The sequence below is a fragment of the Sphingomonas sp. NFX23 genome, from assembly GCF_049887795.1.
Taxonomy (GTDB): domain Bacteria; phylum Pseudomonadota; class Alphaproteobacteria; order Sphingomonadales; family Sphingomonadaceae; genus Sphingomonas.
Genome location: NZ_JAGEKH010000010.1, coordinates 86,218 through 108,542, shown reverse-complemented (window position 1 = coordinate 108,542; position 22,325 = coordinate 86,218). Strand labels below are relative to the sequence as shown.

Annotated in this window: 21 protein-coding genes; 9 read left to right on the top strand and 12 right to left on the bottom strand. The window is 66.3% G+C overall.

Going from position 1 to position 22,325, the window contains the following annotated elements:
• Positions 1-55 precede the first annotated feature (55 nt).
• From folE to J4O76_RS22315, 4 genes are all read left to right on the top strand, one after another.
• On the top strand, positions 56-694 hold the full coding sequence (folE, locus tag J4O76_RS22330) for a GTP cyclohydrolase I FolE (RefSeq protein ID WP_426284317.1): 639 nt from the start codon (positions 56-58) through the stop codon (positions 692-694).
• Positions 694-1,464 carry an SDR family NAD(P)-dependent oxidoreductase gene (locus tag J4O76_RS22325; protein WP_426284316.1) on the top strand — a complete coding sequence of 257 codons (771 nt, stop codon included), beginning with the start codon at positions 694-696 and terminating at the stop codon, positions 1,462-1,464. The genes folE and J4O76_RS22325 overlap by 1 nt, the downstream gene beginning before the upstream one ends.
• On the top strand, positions 1,457-1,813 hold the full coding sequence (locus J4O76_RS22320) for a dihydroneopterin aldolase (RefSeq protein ID WP_426284314.1): 357 nt from the start codon (positions 1,457-1,459) through the stop codon (positions 1,811-1,813). The genes J4O76_RS22325 and J4O76_RS22320 overlap by 8 nt, the downstream gene beginning before the upstream one ends.
• Before the next feature lie 233 nt (positions 1,814-2,046).
• Complete coding sequence (locus J4O76_RS22315; RefSeq protein ID WP_426284312.1) at positions 2,047-2,724, top strand: type 1 glutamine amidotransferase domain-containing protein; 678 nt, start codon at positions 2,047-2,049, stop codon at positions 2,722-2,724.
• 44 nt (positions 2,725-2,768) lie between these two features.
• On the opposite strand, the gene leuA is transcribed toward J4O76_RS22315, so the two are convergent.
• The 6 genes from leuA to miaA form a co-directional block, all read right to left on the bottom strand.
• Positions 2,769-4,427, bottom strand: a complete 1,659-nt coding sequence (gene leuA, locus J4O76_RS22310) for a 2-isopropylmalate synthase (RefSeq protein WP_426284311.1) — start codon at positions 4,425-4,427, stop codon at positions 2,769-2,771.
• Between the two features lie 194 nt (positions 4,428-4,621).
• A complete protein-coding gene (locus J4O76_RS22305) occupies positions 4,622-5,227 on the bottom strand; it encodes a YceI family protein (protein ID WP_426284308.1) in 606 nt (201 codons plus the stop codon).
• 449 nt (positions 5,228-5,676) lie between these two features.
• Complete coding sequence (gene ilvC / locus J4O76_RS22300; RefSeq protein WP_192977086.1) at positions 5,677-6,696, bottom strand: ketol-acid reductoisomerase; 1,020 nt, start codon at positions 6,694-6,696, stop codon at positions 5,677-5,679.
• Between the two features lie 98 nt (positions 6,697-6,794).
• Positions 6,795-7,310, bottom strand: coding sequence for an acetolactate synthase small subunit (gene ilvN / locus J4O76_RS22295; protein ID WP_056048113.1), 516 nt, complete (start codon positions 7,308-7,310; stop codon positions 6,795-6,797).
• A 137-nt stretch (positions 7,311-7,447) separates the two neighbouring features.
• Positions 7,448-9,196: an acetolactate synthase 3 large subunit gene (locus tag J4O76_RS22290; RefSeq protein WP_426284305.1), complete on the bottom strand. Its 1,749-nt coding sequence runs from the start codon at positions 9,194-9,196 to the stop codon at positions 7,448-7,450.
• 82 nt (positions 9,197-9,278) lie between these two features.
• The gene (gene miaA, locus J4O76_RS22285; protein WP_426284304.1) at positions 9,279-10,208 is read right to left on the bottom strand and encodes a tRNA (adenosine(37)-N6)-dimethylallyltransferase MiaA; all 930 of its coding nucleotides are present in this window, start codon (positions 10,206-10,208) and stop codon (positions 9,279-9,281) included.
• On the opposite strand from miaA, the gene serB reads away from it, so the two are divergent.
• Positions 10,201-11,082, top strand: coding sequence for a phosphoserine phosphatase SerB (gene serB, locus J4O76_RS22280; RefSeq protein ID WP_426284302.1), 882 nt, complete (start codon positions 10,201-10,203; stop codon positions 11,080-11,082). The two genes, miaA and serB, sit on opposite strands and share 8 nt — an antisense overlap.
• Positions 11,083-11,286: 204 nt before the next feature.
• Here serB and J4O76_RS22275 read toward each other — a convergent pair whose 3' ends face one another.
• Positions 11,287-11,769 carry a hypothetical protein gene (locus J4O76_RS22275; protein ID WP_426284300.1) on the bottom strand — a complete coding sequence of 161 codons (483 nt, stop codon included), beginning with the start codon at positions 11,767-11,769 and terminating at the stop codon, positions 11,287-11,289.
• Positions 11,770-12,123: 354 nt separating this feature from the next.
• A complete protein-coding gene (locus J4O76_RS22270; protein ID WP_426284297.1) occupies positions 12,124-13,182 on the bottom strand; it encodes an SPOR domain-containing protein in 1,059 nt (352 codons plus the stop codon).
• 212 nt (positions 13,183-13,394) lie between these two features.
• Between J4O76_RS22270 and J4O76_RS22265 the strand changes: the two genes are divergently transcribed.
• Positions 13,395-14,711, top strand: coding sequence for a tetratricopeptide repeat protein (locus J4O76_RS22265; protein WP_426284295.1), 1,317 nt, complete (start codon positions 13,395-13,397; stop codon positions 14,709-14,711).
• 151 nt (positions 14,712-14,862) lie between these two features.
• Here J4O76_RS22265 and J4O76_RS22260 read toward each other — a convergent pair whose 3' ends face one another.
• The gene (locus tag J4O76_RS22260; protein WP_426284294.1) at positions 14,863-16,083 is read right to left on the bottom strand and encodes a dihydroorotase; all 1,221 of its coding nucleotides are present in this window, start codon (positions 16,081-16,083) and stop codon (positions 14,863-14,865) included.
• Positions 16,080-17,066, bottom strand: a complete 987-nt coding sequence (locus J4O76_RS22255) for an aspartate carbamoyltransferase catalytic subunit (RefSeq protein WP_056482600.1) — start codon at positions 17,064-17,066, stop codon at positions 16,080-16,082. The genes J4O76_RS22260 and J4O76_RS22255 overlap by 4 nt, the downstream gene beginning before the upstream one ends.
• 119 nt (positions 17,067-17,185) lie before the next feature.
• Between J4O76_RS22255 and J4O76_RS22250 the strand changes: the two genes are divergently transcribed.
• A complete protein-coding gene (locus J4O76_RS22250; RefSeq protein WP_426284293.1) occupies positions 17,186-18,724 on the top strand; it encodes a hypothetical protein in 1,539 nt (512 codons plus the stop codon).
• On the opposite strand, the gene ruvX is transcribed toward J4O76_RS22250, so the two are convergent.
• Positions 18,721-19,188: a Holliday junction resolvase RuvX gene (gene ruvX / locus J4O76_RS22245; RefSeq protein ID WP_060524389.1), complete on the bottom strand. Its 468-nt coding sequence runs from the start codon at positions 19,186-19,188 to the stop codon at positions 18,721-18,723. The genes J4O76_RS22250 and ruvX overlap by 4 nt on opposite strands.
• Positions 19,185-20,291: a DUF3089 domain-containing protein gene (locus J4O76_RS22240; RefSeq protein ID WP_426284292.1), complete on the bottom strand. Its 1,107-nt coding sequence runs from the start codon at positions 20,289-20,291 to the stop codon at positions 19,185-19,187. Before J4O76_RS22240 ends, ruvX begins: the two co-directional genes overlap by 4 nt.
• A 247-nt stretch (positions 20,292-20,538) precedes the next feature.
• On the opposite strand from J4O76_RS22240, the gene gatC reads away from it, so the two are divergent.
• A complete protein-coding gene (gatC, locus tag J4O76_RS22235; protein ID WP_056048145.1) occupies positions 20,539-20,841 on the top strand; it encodes an Asp-tRNA(Asn)/Glu-tRNA(Gln) amidotransferase subunit GatC in 303 nt (100 codons plus the stop codon).
• Positions 20,841-22,325, top strand: a complete 1,485-nt coding sequence (gene gatA, locus J4O76_RS22230) for an Asp-tRNA(Asn)/Glu-tRNA(Gln) amidotransferase subunit GatA (RefSeq protein WP_426284291.1) — start codon at positions 20,841-20,843, stop codon at positions 22,323-22,325. The genes gatC and gatA overlap by 1 nt, the downstream gene beginning before the upstream one ends.

Sequence of the window (22,325 nt, the reverse complement as noted above, 5' to 3'; positions counted from 1 at the left end):
TTGCAAAAGAGGACCCATGTTCCGATGGTTGGGTATGCTGACAAAGGGTGTTGCGATGCGGGATGAACTGAACGGGTCCGAGAGGCGGCCGGTTGAAGACGATGTGCTCGGTTCCGACGGCAAGGTGATTGTGCCCGAAGACGTAGCGTCGGCGATCCGTACGCTGATCCGCTGGGCGGGCGACGATCCGACCCGCGAGGGGCTGCTCGATACACCGCGCCGTGTTGCACGTGCGTGGAAGGAATATTGCGCGGGCTATGGCGACGATCCGGCGAAACATCTCGAACGCGTGTTCGAGGAAGTCGGCGGCTATGACGAGATCGTCCTGCTCAAGGACATTCCGTTCCAGTCGCATTGCGAGCATCACATGGCGCCGATCATCGGCAAGGCGCACATCGCCTACCTGCCGCGCAATCATGTCGTCGGCATCTCGAAGCTCGCGCGCGTGCTGCACGGCTTCGCGCGGCGGTTGCAGGTGCAGGAGCGGCTGACCGCGGAGGTGGCCGACTGCATCTGGGACAATCTGAAACCTCAGGGCGTCGCGGTGGTGATCGAGGCGAGCCATGCGTGCATGACCGCGCGCGGTGTCCGCACGCCGGGGGTGACGATGGTCACGAGCCGGATGATGGGCGTGTTCCGCGACGACGAGCGCAGCCGCAAGGAAGTGCTGGCATTGATGGGGCGCGGCGTTTGATGCGAACCGTCCTGGTGACGGGCGGGGCGAAGCGGCTGGGTGCGGCGATCGTCCGGCGGCTGGCGGCGGACGGACACGCGATGGTCGTGCACCAGGGACATTCCCCCGACGAGGCGGCCGCGCTGGTGGCGGAGATCGTCGACGGGGGAGGGCGTGCTGCTTCGATAGCGGGTGACCTGAGCGATCTGGGCACGATCGGTGACCTGTTCGCGGCGGCACGCTCGGCGATTGGCGGGCCGATCGACGGGCTGGTGAACTGCGCGTCGAAGTTCGAATTCGACCGACCGCCGGCCGTCGATCCGGTACTGTTCGCCGAGCTTGGCGCGATCAATTGCGGCGCGCCGGTGCTGCTGGCGTCCGCGCTAGCATCGCAGGACGACGTCGCGGACGGCGCGGTGGTCAATGTGCTCGACCAGAAGGTCGCGAACCTCAACCCGGACTTCTTCTCGTACAGTTGCGGCAAGATCGCGCTGGAGGGGGCTACGATGATGCTGGCACAGGCGCTCGGCCCGCGCATCTCGGTCAACGCGGTGTCGCCAGGGCTGACCTTACCGAGCGGAGACCAGACTGAAGAAGAGTTCGCGGCCGTGGCAAGCGACAATTTGCTCGAGCGACCGGTCGGCGCCGAGGCGGTGGCGGATGCGGTCGCGTGGCTGCTGATCGCAAAAGGCGTGACGGGGCAGAATGTGTTCGTCGATTGCGGACAACGGTTTCTGACGCGAGACGGTGACGTGATGTTCGATCGGGACCCTGGGGGGCGGAATGGCTGAATTCACGACGATCCTGGACGGGCTCGAGGTGATGATGCGCCTCGGCATCCACCCGCACGAGCTCGCGCCACAACGCGTGGTCGTCTCGGTCGAGATGACGGTCGTGTATCCAGGCCCGCTCGGCGAGGATGCGATCGAGGAAGTGCTCGATTACGACTTCGTCCGCGCAGGGATCCTTGCGATGGTAGCGGAGCGCCCGTTCGCGCTTCAGGAGACGCTGTGCGAGGCGATTGCTGCGCTGTGCCTGGGTGACGAACGGGTGCGGCGGGTCGAGATCGAGACGATGAAGACCGACATCTACCCGGACGCGGCCATCGGATGCCGCATCGTGCGGGAGCGACGGATCTAGCGGGAGATCAATACAGCGTTTGGGAAAGACTTGTTTCCCCGCGAAGGCGGGGATCCAGACTGGGCTCCCGCCTTCGCGGGAGAACAAGGAGGGGCATGGCGTCGTATGATTGCCGACCGGCCCTGCCCAGGGCGATCGTCCCACGTTCGGGCGCAATTCGTTTCACAAGCGTAAGGCGCCGATCCTAGTGCCGGGTCGTTCTCTCCCCATAAACCCCGATCCGGAGACCAAAGTTGAAAATTCTCGTCGTCCTCACCTCGCATGCCGATCTCGGCGCTACCGGCCGCAAGACCGGCTTCTGGCTCGAGGAACTCGCTGCGCCCTATTACGTGTTCAAGGATGCGGGTGCGGACATCACGCTCGCGTCGCCCGCCGGTGGCCAGCCGCCGCTCGATCCGAGCAGTGCCAAGCCCGACGCACAGACCGACGCGACACGCCGGTTCGAGGCGGACGCTGAGGCGACCGCCGCACTCGCCGATACGCGCAAGCTCGCTGAGATGCGGATCGCCGATTATGACGCGGTGTTCTATCCCGGTGGGCATGGACCGCTCTGGGATCTCGCCAACGATCCGGCATCGATCGCGTTGATCGAAACCGCGATCGGCGCAGGCAAGCCCGTCGCTCTCGTCTGCCACGCACCCGGCGTGCTGCGCGACGTGAAGGCCGCCGATGGCGCGCCGCTGGTAAAGGGCAAGACCGTCACCGGCTTCACCAACAGCGAGGAGGCCGCGGTCGGGCTCAGCGAGGTCGTGCCGTTCCTGGTGGAGGACATGCTGCAACAGAAGGGCGGCAATTATTCCAAGACCGCCGACTGGGGCGTGTACGTGGTCGAGGACGGCTTGCTGATCACCGGCCAGAACCCCGCCTCGTCGGCAAAGGCGGCGCAGGCGCTGCTGGCGAAACTGGCGTAAGAGGAAACGGCCACCGGTTCAGCCGGTGGCCGTCTTTCATAAGGTCAGGCGCGATTGGCGGCGCTCAGCACAGCACGCACCGAGGCAGTGGCAATGTCGGTGTCCATGCCGACGCCGAACACTGTCCGACCCTCGGCAGTCCGGCATTCGACATACGCCGCCGCCTGCGCATCCGCACCGTGGCCGATCGCGTGTTCGTTGTAGTCGACCACGTCGAGCGTCGGCCCGGTCGACTCCGCGATCGCCGCGATCACGCCGGAGATCAGCCCGTTGCCTCGCCCCGAGATCGACCGTTCCTCGCCATCGATCGCCACGCGACCTATGAACACGCGCTGCCCCGAGGCACCGCTTTCCTCGTAATCGCGCAGTTCGACCCGGTCGTCCGCCTGCGGCATGTACGTCCGCTCGAACAGGCTCCAGATATCCGCGGCGTTCAGCTCGCGGCTGGTCTCGTCGGCATAGGCCTGCACGTGACGGCTGAAGTCCGCCTGCAACCGCTTGGGCAGCTTCAGACCCTTGTCCTGCTCGATCACCCAGGCGACGCCGCCCTTGCCCGACTGCGAGTTGACGCGGATCACCGCCTCGTAGCTGCGACCGAGATCGGCTGGGTCGATCGGCAGATACGGGACCTCCCACAACGTGTCGTTCTTCGCTTCCTGCGCCGCGAAGCCCTTCTTGATCGCGTCCTGATGCGACCCCGAGAAGGCGGTGAAGACCAGGTCGCCAGCATAGGGCGTGCGCGGGTGGACGGGGATGTTGGTGCAGTAATTGACCGTGTTCACGACGCCGTCGATGTCCGAAAGGTCGAGCTTCGGGTCGACGCCCTGCGTGTACATGTTGAGCGCGACGGTCACGAGATCGCAATTGCCGGTGCGCTCGCCATTGCCGAGCAGGCAGCCCTCGACGCGGTCCGCGCCCGCCATCATGCCGAGCTCCGCCGCCGCGACGCCGGTGCCGCGGTCGTTATGCGTGTGCAGCGAGATCGCCACCGCATCGCGGTTGCGGATGTTGCGGCCGAACCACTCGATCTGGTCGGCATAGATGTTCGGCGTCGCGCACTCGACGGTCGCGGGCAGGTTGAAGATGATCGGGTTCTCGGGCGTCGGCATCAGCACCTCCATCACCGCTTCGCAGACCTCCAGTGAGAAATCGAGCTCGGCGGTCGAGAAGGTCTCGGGGCTGTATTCGAACTGCCAGCGGACGTTCGGCTGCTTGGCGGCTTCGTCGCGGAGCACCTGGGCGCCGTCCACAGCGATCTGCTTCACCTGCGCGCGGTCCATCCCGAACACGATCTTGCGCCACGCCGGCGACACCGCGTTGTAGAGATGGACGATCGCGGTCTTCGCGCCGACCAGGCTGGCAAAGCTCGTCTCGATCAGGTCGCGGCGCGACTGGGTCAGTACCTGGATCGACACGTCGTCGGGGATGCGGCCGGTTTTCACCAGTCCCGAGATAAAGTCGAACTCGGTCGCGCCTGCGCTCGGGAAACCGACCTCGATCTCCTTCAAGCCAACCTTGCAGAGCAGGTCGAAGAAGCGCGTCTTCTTCTCGGCATCCATCGGGTCGATCAGCGCTTGGTTGCCGTCGCGCAGATCGGTGGAGAGCCAGCGGGGTGGCTTGACGATGGTCTTCGACGGCCATTGGCGGTCGGGCAGGTCGACTTGCGGGAAGGGACGGTATTTGGTCGATGGGTCGCGCAGCATGGCTCGTGTCTCTCGTGTCGTCGGGAGCGTTCGGGTCAGCCCTTAGGCGCGAGGCGCGAGGCATGGCCACCGCGCAAACGATCGGCGCGCCTAAGGGCGCGTAAGTCGAAGCAGCAGGAGGCGGCCGTGCGTCATTGATGGCGTCCTATCGCGCGGACACGTCCCATGTCCAGCGCGATAGGGAAATTGGTATATTATTGCGCGGCGAAGGCGGCGTTGATCGTCAGGTCGACCTTGTCCGACACCACCGGGGCGTAGGCGCCGATGTTGAAGTCGCTACGCTTGATCGAAGTCGTCGCGCGGAAGCCGAAGTTGAGCTTCTTGTTCATCGGGTTCGCACCGGCACCGATGAAGGTCGCCTGGAGCACGACCGGCTTGGTGACGCCCTTGAGCGTGAGGTCGCCGGTGATCGTCGCCTTGTCGCCGGTCGCGACGACCTTGGTCGAGACGAACTTGGCGGTCGGATAGGTCGCGGTGTCGAAGAAGTCCTTCGACTTCAGATGGCCGGCGAACGGCGCTGCGGTGACCGAGAGCTGGTCGATTGCGAAGTTCACCTCGACCTTGGTCGCGTTCGGCTTGGCGGGATCGATCGTGATGCTGCCCCCCGACGCGCCGAGCTGCCCTTCGAGCATCGAGAAGCCCATGTGGTTGACCGCCCACGTCACCTGCGTGTGGTTGGGGTCGACCGCGTAGGTGCCGGCGGCAACGCGTGCCTTGACGGGGGCGCCGGGGACGCCTGCGGTTTGGGCCAGCACGGGCGCGGCGGTAAGGGCGAGGATCGTGGCTAGGACTAGGCGCATGGATATCTCCTGTTGAACGCGCGATGCTGGCCGACGGGAGGGGGCGCGTCAAACAACGTTATGCCAACGCTGTGTTTCGGAATTGGGTCGGTGGGGGGGCGCCGTTCCCGGTAGAGTGCACCGCAAGCTCTCGTTCCCCTGCGGACGCGGGGGCCCAGCTAAAACCACGAGCACCGCCCGAGATCCTGGCCCCCCGCGTTCGCGGGGGAACAGGATAGGCAGCGATTGACGCTTCTCCCAAAACGCCACCACCCCGGCGAGGGCCGGGGCCCAGTTGGAAAGGCCGGAGTAACGGAACGCCGTCTTCCGTTAGCAGCGTCTACCAACTGGGCCCCGGCCTTCGCCGGGGTGGTGGCACGCGCGGGAACGCCAGCCCGTCGGACCCGGCGAAGCCGTGCCCTATGGGCAGGCTCCGTCGTGCCGGCCGCGCTCACGCACGTTCGCTTCGCTCAGTTGCGCTCGCGATCCACCAGCGCATTCTTCCCGATCCACGGCATCATCCCACGCAACTCCGACCCAATCTTCTCGATCGGATGCGCCAGCGCCTGCTTCCGCGCCGCCTTCAGCTCAGGCTGCCCCGCACGGTTGTCGAGAATGAAGTTCTTCACGAACCGCCCCGACTGAATGTCCGCCAGCACGCGCTTCATCTCCGCCTTGGTCTCCGCCGTGATGATCCGTGGACCCGTCGTGATGTCGCCATATTCGGCGGTGTTCGAGATCGAATAGCGCATGTTGGCGATGCCGCCCTCGTACAGCAGGTCGACGATCAGCTTGGTCTCGTGCAGGCACTCGAAATACGCCATCTCGGGGGCGTAGCCCGCTTCGACCAGCGTCTCGAACCCGGCCTGGATCAAATGCGTGATCCCGCCGCACAGCACGGCCTGCTCGCCGAACAGGTCGGTCTCGCATTCCTCGCGGAAGTTGGTCTCGATGATCCCCGAGCGACCGCCGCCGACGCCGCTGGCATAGGCGAGCGCGATGTCATGCGCGTTGCCCGACTTGTCCTGGTCGATCGCGATCAGGCAGGGGACGCCGCCGCCGCGGACATATTCGCTGCGCACGGTATGACCGGGGCCCTTGGGCGCGATCATGATGACGTCGAGATCGGCGCGCGGCTCGATCAGGCCGAAATGCACGTTGAGACCGTGGGCAAAAGCAATCGTCGCGCCCTGCTTGAGGTTGTCGTGCAGGTCGGCAGCGTAGATCGCCGCCTGATGCTCGTCGGGCGCGAGGATCATGACGATGTCCGCCCAGGCGGCAGCTTCCTTGTTCGACTTGACCGCGAAGCCCGCCTCGATCGCCTTCTTGGCGGTGGCCGAGCCTTCGCGCAGCGCGATCGCGACGTCCTTGACGCCTGAATCGCGGAGATTCTGCGCGTGCGCATGGCCCTGCGAACCATAGCCGACGATCGCGATCTTCTTGTCGGTGATGAGGTTCAGGTCGGCGTCGCGATCGTAATACACACGCATTGAAATGGTCCTTTCGATAAGGTGTGTCCCTCCGCGAAGGCGGAGGTCCAGGCTGGGCTCCCGCCTTCGCGAGAGAACAAAACTTTGTAGTGGAAAAGTTAAGCCGGCTCTTTGCCGCGAGCGATCGCGACGATGCCGGTTCGGGCTACTTCGATCAGACCGACTTCACCCATAAGTTCGACGAACTTGTCGATCTTGTCGATGCCGCCGGTGACCTCGAACACGAAGCTCGACGTCGTCGCATCGACGACGCGCGCCCGGTAGACGTCGGCGAGGCGCAATGCCTCGATCCGGTGGTCGCCGGTGCCGCGGACCTTCACCAGCGCCAGCTCGCGTTCGACATGCGCGCCCTGTGCCGTGAGGTCGGTGACCTTGTGCACCGGCACCAGCCGGTCGAGCTGGGCGATGATCTGCTCCATCGTCGCCGGCGACGCGCTGGTGACGATGGTGATCCGGCTGACCGACTTGTCGGCGGTGATCTCCGACACCGTCAGGCTCTCGATATTATAGCCGCGGGCGGTGAACAGGCCGGCGATCCGGGCGAGGATGCCCGGTTCGTTGTCGACGATGACGGCGAGCGTGTGCCGCTCGGCCTTTTCCTGGGAAATGTGCATGGTTTCTTACTCTCCCCTTCCGCTTGCGGGAGGGGTCGGGGGAGGGGAGGCGAGGGCTGCCGACGACGTGGTCATCAGGCCCTCCCCTAACCCCTCCCGCAAGCGGGAGGGGGATTCTGTTGCGATCTGGGCCGTCATCACACCAGCGCCTTCGCTTCGTCGTCCATCGTGCCGGACACTTCGTTCGCCTGCAGGATCATGTCGGTATGCGCCGCCCCCGACGGGATCATCGGGAAGCAGTTGGTCAGCTGCGACACGCGGCAGTCGACGATCACCGGGCCGTCATAGGCCAGCATCTCGGCGATCCCGCTATCAAGCTGGTCGCGCGTCTCGATCAGGATGCCCTTCCAGCCGTAAGCCTCGCCGAGCTTGACGAAATCGGGCAGCGAATCCGAATAGCTCTCGGCATAGCGGCTCTCATAGGTGAGCTCCTGCCACTGGCGGACCATGCCCATATACTGGTTGTTGAGGATGAAGATCTTCACCGGCAACCGGTATTGCGTGGCGGTCGCCAGCTCCTGGATGTTCATCTGGATCGACGCCTCGCCGGCGATGTCGATCACCAGCGCGTTCGGGTTGCCGAGCTGCGCGCCGATCGCGGCGGGCAGGCCGTACCCCATCGTGCCGAGACCACCGCTGGTCAGCCACTTGTTCGGCTTCTCGAACCCGAAATGCTGCGCCGCCCACATCTGGTGCTGGCCGACCTCGGTCGTGATGATCGGCGAGCGCGCGTGCGTCGCGTCGAACAGCGCCCGGATCGCGCGTTGCGGCATGATCTCGGTCGGGTCGTTCTCGGGGAAATCGAGGCACTTCACCGCACGCCAGCCGGCGATCCGCCGCTGCCAATCGGTCGTGTCGGGCTTGGGATGCTGGCGACTTTTCCAGATCCGCACCATGTCCTCGAGCGCATGACCGACGTCCGCGATGATCCCGAGATCGACGCGCACGGTCTTGTTCACCGACGAGCGATCGATGTCGATGTGCACTTTCCGCGAGTTCGGGCTGAACGCATCGAGCCGCCCGGTCACGCGGTCGTCGAAGCGCGAGCCGAGCGCGACGACGAGGTCGGCCTGGTTCATCGCCATGTTGGCCTCGTACGTGCCGTGCATCCCGAGCATGCCGAGCCATAGCGGGCCGGACGCGGGATAGGCGCCAAGGCCCATCAGCGTCGACGTCACCGGTGCGCCGGTGATGCGGACGAGTTCGCACAGCAACTGGCTCGCGGCGGGCCCCGAGTTGATGATGCCGCCGCCGGTGTACAGGATCGGACGTTCGGCCGCGGCGAGCATGTCGACGAGCTGCTCGATCTGCGACTGGTCGGCCTTCACCTGCGGGCGATAGGTCTTGTGCTGGATCGGCCCCGGCTTCTTGTAGCGCGCGGTCGCGACCTGCACGTCCTTTGGAATGTCCACGACCACCGGCCCCGGACGCCCCGAGGTGGCGATGTGGAACGCCTCGTGGATCACGTCGCCAAGCTTGGCGGGATCCTTCACGAGGTAGTTGTGCTTCGAGCAATGGCGCGTGATGCCGACGGTATCGGCCTCCTGGAACGCGTCGGTGCCGATCAGCGCGGTCGGCACCTGGCCGGTGATCACGACCATCGGGATCGAATCCATCAGCGCATCGGTGATCCCGGTGACCGCATTGGTCGCGCCGGGGCCGGAGGTGACGAGCACCACGCCGGGCTTGCCGGTCGAGCGCGCGTAACCCTCGGCCGCATGCGTCGCAGCCTGTTCGTGGCGCACGAGGATGTGCTTGATCCGACCCGAGCGAAACAACGCGTCATAGATCGGCAGCACGGCACCACCCGGATAGCCGAAGACGACCTCCACGCCGAGATCGCACAGCGCCTCGATCAGGATATCGGCTCCACTCTTCTCGGTCATTTCATATCATCCTTTGCGAGAACGCTGCCTTTAGCGTCTCGTGGAGGGGCCGGCTACCGATATAAAAGATGCGTGTCAAACATCATTTGAGCAATATAGTTTCAAATTGCCGCAAGCGCGTTGAAAGATCGAGGGCTTCGGTGCGGGTCCAGATGGCGGGCGGCTGGTGCCGGAGCCACGTATATTGGCGCTTGGCATAGCGCCGCGTGGCGAGCGATCCGGCTGCGATGGCGTCGCGTTTCGAGGTCTCGCCGCGGACGAACGCGGCGATCTCGGGCACGCCGATCGCGCGGCGGATCGGAGCGTCCTGCGGAATGTCGGTGCGGGCGAGTAGCGCGGTGATTTCCTCGCGGCTGGTGTCCGCCATTTCGGCGAAGCGCTGGTCGATGCGCGCGTTGAGCCAGTCGCGGTCGGGGATCAGGATCAGCGCGCGGACGTCGATCGTGTCGCCGATCCCGCCGACCTTCTCGGTCTGCCACTCGGCGAGCGTCCGGCCGGTACCGCGAACGACTTCGAGCGCTCGGGCGACGCGGGTTGTGTCGGCTGCGTTCAGTTTCTGGGCAGCCTGCTGGTCGAGTTGCGCGAGCGCGGCGTGCGCTTCGGCGACGGGGAGGGCACGGATTTGCTCGCGAAGGGCCGGGTCGATCTCGGGAACAGGCGCGATACCGTCGAGCAAGGTGCGGATATAGAGCCCGGTCCCGCCAACCAGGATCGGCAGCTTCCCCTCGGCAAGCGTATCGCGGATCGCCAGCGTCGCCTCGGCAGCCCAGCGCGCGGCCGAGTAGCTCGCATCGGCTGCATCGACATGGCCGAAGAGCCGGTGCGGGGCGCTGGCCTCTTCCTCTGCTGAGGGCCGCGCGGTCAGGATGCGGAGGTCGGCATAGACCTGCGCGGAGTCGGCGTTGATGATCACACCGTCGTGGCGCGCGGCGATGGCCAGTGCGAGCGCGGACTTGCCGCTCGCGGTCGGCCCTGCGATGAGCGCGACCTTCGGGAGATGTTTAATGTTCACGGCAACGCTTATAGCCTCGGGCACGCTGACCGCAGGCGATATTTCGACCGCGATGGACCGCTTGCGCGACGCAGGCTGCGCACCGGGCGCTAGCGGCTGGATCGATGAGGGCGAGGCGGCCGACCTGATCTTCGGGATGGCGCCGGACGCGGCGCGGGTCGCGCTCGAGGGGGCATTCCCCGCGACCGACGTCGTCGTACAATCGAGCCTGACGCGAACCAAGACGCTGCTCGTAGCCGACATGGACTCGACGATGATCACCGTGGAATGCATCGACGAACTCGCCGACTACGCCGGGATCAAGCCGCAGATCGCCGACATCACCGAACGCGCCATGCGCGGCGAACTGAACTTCGAATCCGCACTCGACGCCCGCGTGGCGCTGCTCAGGGGGCTGGCGGAAAGCGACATCGAACGCTGCCTAGCCGAACGCGTCACGATCATGCCGGGCGCGAAAGCTCTTGTACGGACGATGCGGTCGCGGGGCGCGCTGGCGGTGCTGGTGTCGGGCGGCTTCACGCGGTTCGCGGAGCCGGTCGCCAAGCAGATCGGCTTCGACCGCGCGATCGCCAACGTGCTGGGGATCGAGGCCGGTGTCCTGACGGGCACGGTCACCAAGCCGATCGTCGGATCGAACACAAAACTCACGACGCTACGGGCCGCGATCGCCGAGCGGGGGATCGTGGTCGAAGAGTCACTCGCAGTCGGCGACGGTGCGAACGATCTTGCGATGATCGAGGCAGCGGGGCTGGGCGTGGCCTACCACGCCAAGCCGATCGTCGCAGCGGCCGCAGCCGCCCGGATCGATCACGGCGACCTGACCGCGCTACTCTACGCCCAAGGTATCGCAAAGCGCGACTGGGTCACGGCCTAGAACTTCACGGTGATTATGCTCATCCGACGTATAATTATCGTCATCCCCGCGGAGGCGGGGACCCATATCCTCCGACGTGGGCGATTTCGCCGCGAGGTTTGCCAGTATGGGTTCCCGCCTGCGCGGGAATGACGGCTGCCTGCGCGAAAGGTATAATCACTGAACTTCACCCCTCTCTTCCAAGGAGGGGCGCAGAAGTGAGAATCAGCCCTTCGCCAACGGCGTACCGCTTGCCGCGCAAACATACGTCGCCAGTTCCTCACGCAACGGCAGCCCCTTGATCGGCCGCAATGGTCCATCATGCGCCACGTTGGTCTCGACGAGCGCTCGGTTCGGACCCACGCCCAGCACATGGAACAGCCGCTTGCCGCAATCCGTCTCGGTACGCGCATAGGCGACCTTGCCATCATGCTCCTGCCGCAGGATCGCGATGATCGTGCCGCTTGCCGCCTTACGCTCACGCAACAGGAAATGGCGTGACGTCGGATCGGAAGGGGTAGGGATCAGCCGCCCCTTCACCGTCAGTTGCTCGGGCTTGGGCACCGCCACTTCGGTCTCGGCCAGATTGCGCAACGACACGCCGTTGTCCACCATCGCGTCGGTATTGTTAGTCGCAGGCTGCTCGCCAGAACACGCGGCCAACAGCGTTGCGCCGGCAAGTGCCAGCGCCAAGGTCTTCAAAATCATGCATCTAGCTCCCGGTCGATGTCGAAACGAAACGACCGGTCCGGCTATTTGATCCCTGCCGCATCCGATCGCTCGCCCGCCGGGCAAAGGCACGATCGCTCAGCGCGCCCTCTTCTCAACCCGAAAGTCCGCTCGCGCCACGGTCTTCGAAGGGACGGCAGGTTCGCAGATGCGACGTGTCGGCTGGCACGCAATCCCGACCGTAGAACACCCTTTGACGCTACCCGCGGTAGGACACGCGCGACACTGTTGCTTGACCTCGGTGCAAGTCGATGGCGCCGACAACAACGCCAAGGTCAGGAAGAACATGCGCACATCCTCGTCATGAGTATCGTAGCCGCCGGGCTCATCCGCTCAGGGCGCAACGATCACACACGCCACGCCAGACGCCGAGCAAGCCCGCGTCGCATCCGCCTTCGACGCAAAGCCACCCGCCTGGAGCCGCGTCACGCTGCCGGCCTTCGCGTAGAAGGGCTGAGCACCACGTAGCTTGCCGCGAACCTTGTTCCACTGCGTCTCGGCATTGCCCTGGTCGCGGAACGCGCCAAGCTGGACGCGCCAATTGCCCGTCGCACGCACGGGCGCGGGCTTGGCCGCTATAGCTTTTGCCGGAGCAGGTTTCGTCGGCGCAGGCTTGGGCGGCTTCACCTGCGCCTGCCTGACCGGTGCCGGCTCGCGCGTCGGCGTCGGTTCCCGCGTAGGGGCCGGTTCGCGGGTCGGCCCGGGAATGCGCGCAGGAAGCGAACTCGGCGGCAGCTTCGACGGACGCGGCGCGCTGGCGATACGCGACGGCGCCATCGGCGTCTGCCCGACCGTAGCACGCGAAGGCCCCGGCGGCGGGGATTGCAACGCATATTGCTGCGCCAGCGCGGTGCCCTTCTCGCGGTCGGCTGGCGAGATATACTGGTCCATCTGCGCGAGCGTCTGCGAGGCCGACTGCAATCCCGACGCCGAGGCCCGCGTCATCAGCGCATAGGCCCGCGGGAAATCGCGCGGTATGCCGTCGCCGTTGAACAGCATCGTCCCGAGCACGAGTTGCGCCCGCGGCTCACCATGCGCGACCGATTTCTGCAGCCACGGCAGCGCATCCGTCTTCTTGCCGGCCTGGAACAGCGCGAGCCCGTAATTGTCGGCGGCCTGCACATGCCCTTGCATCGCCGCCTTCCGGAACCAACTCTCGGCCAGCACCGGATCCAGCGGTACGCCGCGACCAAGCTTGTACGCCTGCGCCAGGTTGAACTGCGCATCCGCATCGCCTGCCACCGCCAGCGGGCGCCACTCGGTGATCGCACGCGGATAATCGCCCTTCGCCCAGGCATCGACGCCGGCCTTCACATCGGCAAACGCGGGGACGGCGGCCAGCATCCCGCTCAACGCGATCGCACCCACCAAAAGCTTACGCCGAACCGTCATCGCCATCCCTCATACCGTCTCGCCGCCACCATGCCGCCGTTCGTCGCCCAAGGCAAAGGGCGACCGTTCCCGATGCCCAACATCGCGCCTCAGTAAGTCATTATGAAGTCGCGTTAACCGCTTCTTTAAACCGACATGGCACTGCGTATGCGAATACCGGGAGTGGGAACTATGTGCGGTCTAGCGTTTGCCATGAAACAGGGATTGCCCCGATGACCACGCGCGCTCTCCTCCTCGGCGGGATCTCCGCCCTCCTGCTCGGGGGTACGATGGTCGGCTGTGCCGCGAACGGGGGCGGCATCGCCTCGGCCAGCGACCGTAATGCAGCGCTCGCGACAAAGGCCGCGGCCGGCACTGCGGGGCAGGCGCAGGCGGCACTCGCGCGCAACGATGGTCCCATCGCGATCGGTTACGCAGAGCGTGCGGTGGCACTCATGCCGCAGCAGGCGGACTACCGGATGCTGCTCGGCCAGAGCTATCTCAAGGGCGGGCGGTTCGCCTCGGCCTCGCACGCGTTCGCCGACGCGCTGCAACTGTCGCCGACCAACGGCAGGGCGGCGCTCAACCTCGCGCTGTCGCAGATCGCGACCGGAGACTGGCAGTCGGCGCGCCACAGCCTCGAAGCGAACGCCGCGATCATCCCGGCGGTCGATCGTGGCCTTGCGTTGTCGCTGGCGGGCGACACCGCGGGCGGGATCGCGGTCCTGACCGAGGCCGCCCGTTCGCCAGCTTCGAATGCGAAGATACGCCAGAATTTGGCGTTGAGCTTCGCGCTGGCGGGACGCTGGCAGGAGGCACGCGTCGTCGCGGCAACGGACATGGCACCAGCAGACGTCGGCGCCCGGCTCGAGCAATGGGCGCTATTCGCTCAGCCGGCCAAAGCGTCGGACCAGGTGGCGAGCCTGCTTGGCGTTCGCGCAGTGGCGGATGCGGGACAGCCGGTCGCGCTGGCGTTGAACGCGCCTTCGCCGGAGACACCGGGTGTTCCCGAACAGGCCTTGGCGGCCGCGGATCCGGTCGTCGCGCCGACCGAAGCTGCCCCTGTGCAGCTCGCTTCGGTGTCAGCGGCTGGCGTCTCGAAGATCGCGTTCGGACCGCGGCAGGAGGTCGTCCAGGCGTTGCCGACGATGATGCTCCGTCCGGCCGGCGGCCCGATCAAGCTCGCGTCCGCGCCCATGTCGTCGGGTCGCGCCATGGCGACTGCGGCGTATCAGGTGAAGGCGCCGGCAACCGGCAACTGGTACGTCCAGCTCGGCGCCTTCGAGAGCGCGGGGGTCGCAAGAGACGGCTGGGCCCGCGCCGCACGCCGATTCGCGGTGCTCGCCAGCTATTCGCCGAACGGCATGACGTTCAAGGCGCGGGGCGAGGATGTCTACCGCCTCTCGGTAGGCGGGTTCAGCAAGTCGGCGGCGAATACGATGTGCCGCCAGTACCGCGCCAAGGGCGGCGCCTGCTTCGTCCGCCAAGGCGCGGGCGACATCATGGCACAGTGGTTGCGCAAGCCCGGCATGCAGATGGCGTCGCGGTAACGGGCGCTGCCGCCTTGTTCGTCCCACCGCTTCGATAGACGCCACCCCGGCGAAGGCCGGGGCCCAGTTGGGAGGTAGGCGTAACGGAGCGTTGTCCTCAGTTTGCGACGTCCCCCAACTGGGCCCCGGCCTCCGCCGGGGTGGTGCACCCTCACGGAACCTCGCGCCCACCCTTCCACAACCGCAACACGCGCCCCTGAACCGGCAAGCCATCGAACGGCGTATTCCCCGCCTCCGCCAGGAACGCCTCCCCGACGATCTGCCAAGGCGCCAGCCGGTCGAACAGCATCAGGTCGGCAGGCTTGCCGACCTCCAGAGTCCCCGTATCCAGCCCCAGCACCCGCGCCGGATTGCTGGCGAGCAGCGCGATCAGCCGCTCCAGCGTCAGCAGTTCGTCACGCACCAGCATCAGCGCGAGCGGCAACAGCGTCTCCGCCCCCGCCATCCCACTGCTCGAATCGGTGAACGGCAGCCGTTTCTCCTCCGGCCCGCGCGGCTCGTGCCCCGAACACAGCACGTCGATCGTCCCGTCTGCGATGGCATCGAGCGCCGCCTGTCGGTCACTCTCCGCGCGCAAAGGCGGCGACAGCAGCGCGAACGACCGGAAATCACTGACCGCGATCTCCGACAGATGCAGATGCGCCGGCGTGATTCCGCAGGTCACCGGCACGCCGCGACGCTTCGCCGCACGGATCAGGTCGAACCCGGCCGCCGTCGTCACCTGGCGAATATGGATCCGAGCCCCAGTATCCTCGGCAAGCATCAGGTCACGCGCAATCGCCAGCGCCTCCGCCACCGCCGGTGCGGCAGGCAGGCCAAGCCGCGTCGCCGTCTCACCCTCGGTCGCGACCGCGCCGGCGGTCAGTCCGCCATCCTCGGCATGCGCGATCACCGTCACGTCGAGATCGCGCGCATAGGCGAGCACGCGCCGCATCACGCCGCTATCGGCGATCCAGTGCTTGCCCGTGCCCACCGCCTTCGCGCCAGCCGAAAGACAGATCGCCATCTCGGCGAGGTCATGGCCTGCAAGTCCGCGCGTGGCGGCGGCGATCGGGTGGATCCAGAGGTCGGGCTTGCCGATCAACGCCGCCCGCTGGACGATGCCGGGGTCGTCGAGAACGGGCGACTGGTCGGGCATGAGGCCGATCCGCACGATCCCGCCGGCGCGAAACGCCGCACGATCCACCTTCGCCACGCCGAGATCGACGATCCCGGGCGCGACCGTCTTGCCGCCGCAATCGACGATGTCCGCATCAGCCGGAATGTCGACGATCCCGGTCGCGACGATCACGCCGTCGCGGACCAGCAGATTACCCTTGGTCACGCCCCCGACCGGGCAGGCGAGTGTTGCGTTGGTGAGCGCGAGGATCATGCCCAACCCTCCACGCCGCGCGCTCTTCGCGTCAGTACATCGAGGCACGCCATCCGGACGGCGACCCCCATCTCGACCTGCTCGGTAATCGCCGAGCGTGCGTGATCCGCCACTGCGGAGTCGATCTCCACACCCCGGTTCATCGGCCCGGGATGCATCACCAGCGCGTCAGGCGCCGCCTTCGCCAACCGGTCGAGCGTCAGGCCGTAGCGCATACGGTATTCGCGTGTGGAGGGCACATAAGCGCCATCCATCCGCTCGTTCTGCAACCGCAGCATCATAACCACGTCCGCACCCTCCAGCGCCTTGTCGAAATCGGTAAACGCACGCACGCCCATCCGCTCGATCATCGGCGGCATCAGCGTCGAGGGCGCGCAAACGCGCACCTCTGCGGCAAGCGCGGTGAGCGCCAGGATGTTAGACCGCGCGACCCGGCTATGCAGCAGGTCCCCGCAGATCACGACGCGCTGGCCGGCGATCGAGCCCTTCCGCCGCCGGATCGTCAACGCATCGAGCAACGCCTGCGTCGGATGCTCGTGCCGTCCATCGCCCGCGTTCAGCACCGGACAATCCACCTTGTCCGCGATCAACCGCACCGCGCCGCTCGACATATGCCGGATCACGATCACGTCCGCGCGCATCGCGTTCAACGTCATCGCCGTGTCGATCAGTGTCTCGCCCTTCTTCACGCTCGACTGCGCCGCATGCATGTTGACGACGTCCGCCCCCAATCGCTTTCCCGCAATCTCGAACGACAGCAAAGTCCGCGTGCTGTTCTCGAAAAACGCGTTGATCTGGGTAAGCCCGGCCAGCCGCTTGTCGGGAGTCGCGTGCGTGCGGTTCGCCTCGACCCACGTCTCCGCCTCGTCGAGCAGGAACGCGATCTCATGTGGCTGGAGCCCGTCGATGCCGGTGAGATGCCGGTGCGGGAAGACGGCGCCGCCTTCGATGAGGGCGGCGGGGCGGTGATCTGAGGTTCGCATTAAAAGCGCGGGATAGTGTCCGCGGGGGCAGGGGGCAAGCGTCGCGCGACGCCTCGCCACAACCGCATGGTTAACTGCATTTTAGCGCAGGCATGGGATGGCGATGGCGAACGGGGAAAATGATGCAGGACGCAGCGGCACGGACGATGGTGCGATGGTGGGAAACGCGGTGGTTCGCGCTGGCCCTCGTCCTGGCATCCGCGGTGCCGTTGCTATGGCCCGCGCTGCCCCCGCTCGGCGACCTGCCCGGCCATATGGGCCGCTGGCATATTGCGATGGCACTGCCGAGCTCGCCCGATCTGCAGCGCTATTATGCCTACCACTGGGCGCTGATCCCCAATCTGGGCATGGACCTGCTCGTACCGGCGCTGTCGCACCTCTTCCCCTTCGAGGTCGCGACCAAGCTGGCGGTGATCGCGATCCCGATGCTGACCGCCACCGGACTGTTATGGGCCGCGCGCGAGGCGCAGTGGCGCATACCGCCGACCGCGATGTTCGCGTTGCCGCTCGCCTATGCGTGGCCGTTCCAGTTCGGCTTCGTCAATTTCGCGCTGTCTCAGGCGCTGGCGTTCTGCGCGCTGGCGCTGTGGATCCGGCTAGGGCGACAGGATCGCCTGATCGTACGCGCGCTGCTCTTCGTACCCATTGCGTGCGTGATATGGATTTCGCACAGCTTCGGCTGGGGGCTGCTGGGGCTGATGGCGGCAGGCGCGGACATCGCGCGGCTCCGCATGGCAGGTCGTGGCTGGCCGGCGGCGCTCGTCGGTGGCGCGATCCAGTGTCTGTCGATGACGGTCCCGCTCCTCGTCATGCTGGCGTCTATCGGGGCCGGGACGGGCGCGGCAGCGGGCGGACTCGGTGGGGAAGGCTGGTTCGACGCACCGGTGAAGCTGGTATGGCTTGTTTCGCTGTTCCGCGATCACTGGCCATGGTTCGATCTCCTCTCGCTGCTGCCGTTGATCGCCATGCTGTATGCAGGAATGCGGAGCGCCCGCCTCGGGTTCTCGCCGCTATTGGGCATACCCGCGCTGCTGTGCCTCGCAGCGTTCGTCGTCCTCCCACGATTGCTGATGGGGGGCGCCTATGTCGACATGCGGATGGCACCCGCCGCGGTGATGCTGGGATTGATCGCGATCGCGCCGCGCGATTCGCGAATGGCACGCACGCTGGCCGTGATGGGCACTGCATTCCTGGTCCTGCGCCTGGCAGGCACGACGCTGAGCTTTGTCGAGCGCTCCAGCGACCAACAACGCGAACTTGCGGCTGTTGCAGCCATCCCGCACGGCGCTGCGGTACTCTCGTTAGTCGAGTTGCCATGTGGGGGCGCATGGGACGACCTGCGGCGCAATCACCTTCCAGCCCTCGCGATCGTCCGACGCGACGTGTTTACCAACGAGCAATGGGCGATCGAAGGACAGCAATCGCTGCACATCCGCTACGCGGTCGCCGCACCCTATACCGGGGACCCGACCCAGAGCGTCTTTCCGTCGATCTGTTCGACCGTCGGCTCCAACTTCGTCAAGACGATCGCACAGTTTCCCCGCGCCGCCTTCACACACGTCTGGACGATCGGCTTCCCGCCAGGGGCTGCAAAGGCCGCCGACCTGCGCGTCATCTGGACCGACGGCCAGTCCACCCTCTACCGGGTGGCGCGCTAGATCTGCGCTGTCACCAGTGCATCGATTGCACCCTGGAGGATGTAGGCGGCGGCCATCTTGTCGACGAGTTCGGCGCGTTTGGCGCGGCTGGCGTCCTGTTCGATCAGCGTGCGGGTGACCGCAACGGTCGACCAGCGTTCGTCTTGCAACAGGATCGGTAACCCCATGTCCTTGAGGTTCTGCGCGAATGCCCGCGTCGATTGCGACCGTGGGCTCTCGCTACCGTCGAGGTTGATCGGCAGGCCGATGACGAGCCCGACGACCGCCTGGGCCTTGATGATCTCGGCAAGCGCGGCCTTGTCCTTCTGGAACTTGGTCCGACGGATCAGGAGGGCAGGGCTCGCGAACGACCAGCCGGCGTCGCAGAGCGCGGTGCCGATCGTCTTGGTGCCGACGTCGAGACCGATCAGCCGGCCGCCGTTCGGGAGCGCGTCGCGGAACTGCGCGGCGGAGAGCGTGATCATTTGAAGGCCTTCAGGCGGCGGTTGGCGTCGGTGCGGATGTTCGCCCAGAACAGGCTGTAGTCGTAGACGTGGTAATTGTTGCCGGGCAGCACGTACGGCCCCAGGTTCGGGCCCTCGCCGATCAGCAGGAAGCCGCGGTCGGCGCAGCGTGCGGCGACGCTACCGATCGCGATCGTCGCGGTCTTCAGGTCGGCCGACGGGACAAGCGTGCCAAGGTTGGCGGTTGCGGGCGCGGTCGCGTCGGCGGTGCCGGTCAGCGGGTTGGTGCAGACCATCGGCGTGGCTTTCCGCGGCTGGCCGTTGAAGCCGGTGGTCTGGTCATAGGCATCGACGATCAGCGACGGATCGGCAGGCTCGGCAAAGCTCTCCCATGACAGGATACAGCCGGTCTGGTCCGCGGCTCGGCATTCGGGGAGGCCCATGCGCGGCAGGTCGGTCGCACGCGAGACGGGCCAGCCGACGACATAGGCCGCGACGATCCGTGCCTTCAGCTTGGGATCAGTGGCGATGCGGTCGCGGAGTAGGCGGGTGAGATGGAGCGCGCCCTGGCTGTGGCCGGCGAGGATGATCGGGCGGGTCGGGCCGGCTTCCTTGAGGAACCGGTCGAACGCCGCAGAGACATCGCCATAGGCGAGCGCCAGCGCGCGTTCGCTATCCGCGACGCTGGTCAGGAACGCCCCGAACGTCGCCTGGCGATAGCGTGGCGCCCAGATGTCGCCCGCTTCGTTGAACGCGCTCGCCTGGCCGCGCAGGAACAGTTCCGCTCGCGCATTGGTCTCGGGGTCGTTGATCGGCGCGTTCCAATGGTCGCGGTTGATGTACGAGGTCGGGTGAATGAAGAAGATCGCTGCGCCCGTGCCGGGCTTGCCGGGCGTGTAGCCGGGCGGCGTCCAGAGCGCCGGATTACCCGGCGCATCGGGGCGCGCGAGCCACATGATCTTTCGTGCGTAGATGTTGCGCGGGGCTTCGCGCTGCGCCTGAAAATTCTCGCTCGGCACCATCACTGCGCGCATCAACTGCGTGCCGAACAGGCGGTAGGCGAGCAGGGCGGCGATCGCGAGGACGATCATCGCGGCGACGAAATAGAGAAACTTGCGGGCCAAGCGGGACCTTCCGTGCAGGCGGTTTGGCCCCCGTGCCGCAAGCGGAGGAAGGTTGCAACGGGCGCCTGATTGTAGAGGAAAACGCCGGCGGCCGGAAAGTGGCCTGTTCCCCCGCGGAGGCGGGGGCCCAGGATCTCGGGCGGTATCGTTTGTAATCCTGGGCCCCCGCCTCCGCGGGGGAACCAGAAGAGGATGCTGCGCTAGAAGGGTGTTGCGCCCCCGCCGCGCCGGGTGCTAGCCGCAGCCCATGTCCGTAGATACTGCAACCGTGAAGCGGATCGCGAGCCTTGCGCGCATCGCGATCACCGACGAGGACGCCGCCCGCATGGCGCCGGAACTCGGTAACATCCTTGGCTGGATCGAGATGCTCGAAGAGGTCGACACGACCGGTATCGAGCCGATGACCGCCGTCATCCCCAACACGCTGCGGCTGCGCGACGACGTCGTCAACGCCGACCCGCTGACCGGCGGCGGCATCCGCGAGCAGGTCCTCGCCAACGCGCCCGTGGCCGAACACGGCTTCTTCGCCGTGCCGAAGGTGATCGAATAATGACCGACCTTACCGATCTCGGAATCGCAGGCATCCGCGACGGCGTCCGCGATGGCAGCTTCAAGGCGCGCGAAGTCGCCGATGCGTTCATCGTAAAGGTGAGCCAGGCCAAGGCCTTGAACGCGTTTCTTGTCGAGTCGCCGGAACACGCGATCACCGCCGCCACCGCGGCCGATACCGCGCGCGAAGCCGGCGAGACGCTCAAGCCGCTGGCCGGCGTGCCGATCGGCATGAAGGACCTGTTCTGCACGAAGGGCGTGACGACGACCGCGGCGAGCCATATCCTCGAAGGCTTCACGCCGACCTACGAGTCGACCGTCTCGCAGAATTTGTGGGACGCGGGCGCGGGGATGCTCGGCAAGCTGAACATGGACCAGTTCGCGATGGGCTCGTCGAACGAGACCTCGGCGTTCGGCAACGTGATCTCGCCGTGGAAGCGCAATGACGGCGGTAACGCCTCGCTCGCCCCCGGCGGCTCGTCGGGCGGTTCGTCGTCGGCGGTCGCCGCACGGCTCTGCCCAGGTGCGACCGGCACGGACACGGGCGGGTCAATCCGCCAGCCCGCCGCCTTCACCGGCATCTCCGGCATCAAGCCGACCTATGGCCGCTGCTCGCGCTGGGGGACGATCGCGTTCGCGTCGTCGCTCGACCAGGCCGGGCCGATGGCACGCGACGTCAAGGACTGCGCGATCCTGCTCGAGGCGATGGCCGGGTTCGATGCGAAGGACGGCACCTCGTTGCAGCTCGACGTGCCGAAGTGGGAAGCGGGTTTGTCCGGCAATCTCAACGGCCTGCGCGTCGGTATTCCCAAGGAGTATCGCGTCGACGGGATGCCCGAGGAGATCGAAGCGCTCTGGCAGCAGGGCATCGACTGGCTGAAGGACGCCGGCGCGACGATCGGCGAGGTCTCGCTCCCGCACACGAAATACGCGCTGCCCGCCTATTACATCATCGCGCCCGCCGAAGCGTCGTCGAACCTCGCGCGCTATGACGGCGTCCGTTACGGGATCCGCGACCTGCCGACCGGGGCCGGTTTGCAGGACATGTACGCCGCGACGCGTGCGGACGGCTTTGGCCCCGAGGTGAAGCGCCGCATCATGATCGGCACATACGTGCTGTCGGCCGGTTTCTACGACGCGTATTACACGCAAGCGCAGAAGGTTCGTACGCTGATCGCGCGCGATTTCGAGCGGGCTTGGGAGACGTGCGACGTGCTGCTGACCCCGACCGCCCCCTCGGCAGCGTTCGCGCTCGGCGAGAAGTCGGCCGACCCGATCGCGATGTATCTGAACGACGTCTTCACCGTGCCGTCGTCGCTTGCGGGGTTGCCGGCGATGTCGGTGCCGGGTGGTCTCGACAAGCAGGGTCTGCCCCTCGGATTGCAGATCATCGGCAAGCCGCTCGACGAGCAAGGCGTGCTGAACGCAGGGCTCGCGATCGAACAGCGAGCAGGATTTACCGCGCGACCAGAGGCTTGGTGGTAA

Coding starts and splice junctions, on each gene's coding strand:
- gatA (WP_426284291.1), top strand. CDS start 20,841: ATGACCGACCTTACCGATCTCGGAATCGCAGGCATCCGCGACGGCGTC.
- gatC (WP_056048145.1), top strand. CDS start 20,539: ATGTCCGTAGATACTGCAACCGTGAAGCGGATCGCGAGCCTTGCGCGC.
- J4O76_RS22255 (WP_056482600.1), bottom strand. CDS start 17,066: ATGCGAACCTCAGATCACCGCCCCGCCGCCCTCATCGAAGGCGGCGCC.
- folE (WP_426284317.1), top strand. CDS start 56: ATGCGGGATGAACTGAACGGGTCCGAGAGGCGGCCGGTTGAAGACGAT.
- ruvX (WP_060524389.1), bottom strand. CDS start 19,188: ATGATCACGCTCTCCGCCGCGCAGTTCCGCGACGCGCTCCCGAACGGC.
- J4O76_RS22275 (WP_426284300.1), bottom strand. CDS start 11,769: ATGATTTTGAAGACCTTGGCGCTGGCACTTGCCGGCGCAACGCTGTTG.
- serB (WP_426284302.1), top strand. CDS start 10,201: ATGTTCACGGCAACGCTTATAGCCTCGGGCACGCTGACCGCAGGCGAT.
- J4O76_RS22305 (WP_426284308.1), bottom strand. CDS start 5,227: ATGCGCCTAGTCCTAGCCACGATCCTCGCCCTTACCGCCGCGCCCGTG.
- J4O76_RS22320 (WP_426284314.1), top strand. CDS start 1,457: ATGGCTGAATTCACGACGATCCTGGACGGGCTCGAGGTGATGATGCGC.
- leuA (WP_426284311.1), bottom strand. CDS start 4,427: ATGCTGCGCGACCCATCGACCAAATACCGTCCCTTCCCGCAAGTCGAC.
- J4O76_RS22290 (WP_426284305.1), bottom strand. CDS start 9,196: ATGACCGAGAAGAGTGGAGCCGATATCCTGATCGAGGCGCTGTGCGAT.
- ilvC (WP_192977086.1), bottom strand. CDS start 6,696: ATGCGTGTGTATTACGATCGCGACGCCGACCTGAACCTCATCACCGAC.
- J4O76_RS22260 (WP_426284294.1), bottom strand. CDS start 16,083: ATGATCCTCGCGCTCACCAACGCAACACTCGCCTGCCCGGTCGGGGGC.
- J4O76_RS22265 (WP_426284295.1), top strand. CDS start 13,395: ATGACCACGCGCGCTCTCCTCCTCGGCGGGATCTCCGCCCTCCTGCTC.
- J4O76_RS22250 (WP_426284293.1), top strand. CDS start 17,186: ATGATGCAGGACGCAGCGGCACGGACGATGGTGCGATGGTGGGAAACG.
- J4O76_RS22270 (WP_426284297.1), bottom strand. CDS start 13,182: ATGACGGTTCGGCGTAAGCTTTTGGTGGGTGCGATCGCGTTGAGCGGG.
- J4O76_RS22325 (WP_426284316.1), top strand. CDS start 694: ATGCGAACCGTCCTGGTGACGGGCGGGGCGAAGCGGCTGGGTGCGGCG.
- ilvN (WP_056048113.1), bottom strand. CDS start 7,310: ATGCACATTTCCCAGGAAAAGGCCGAGCGGCACACGCTCGCCGTCATC.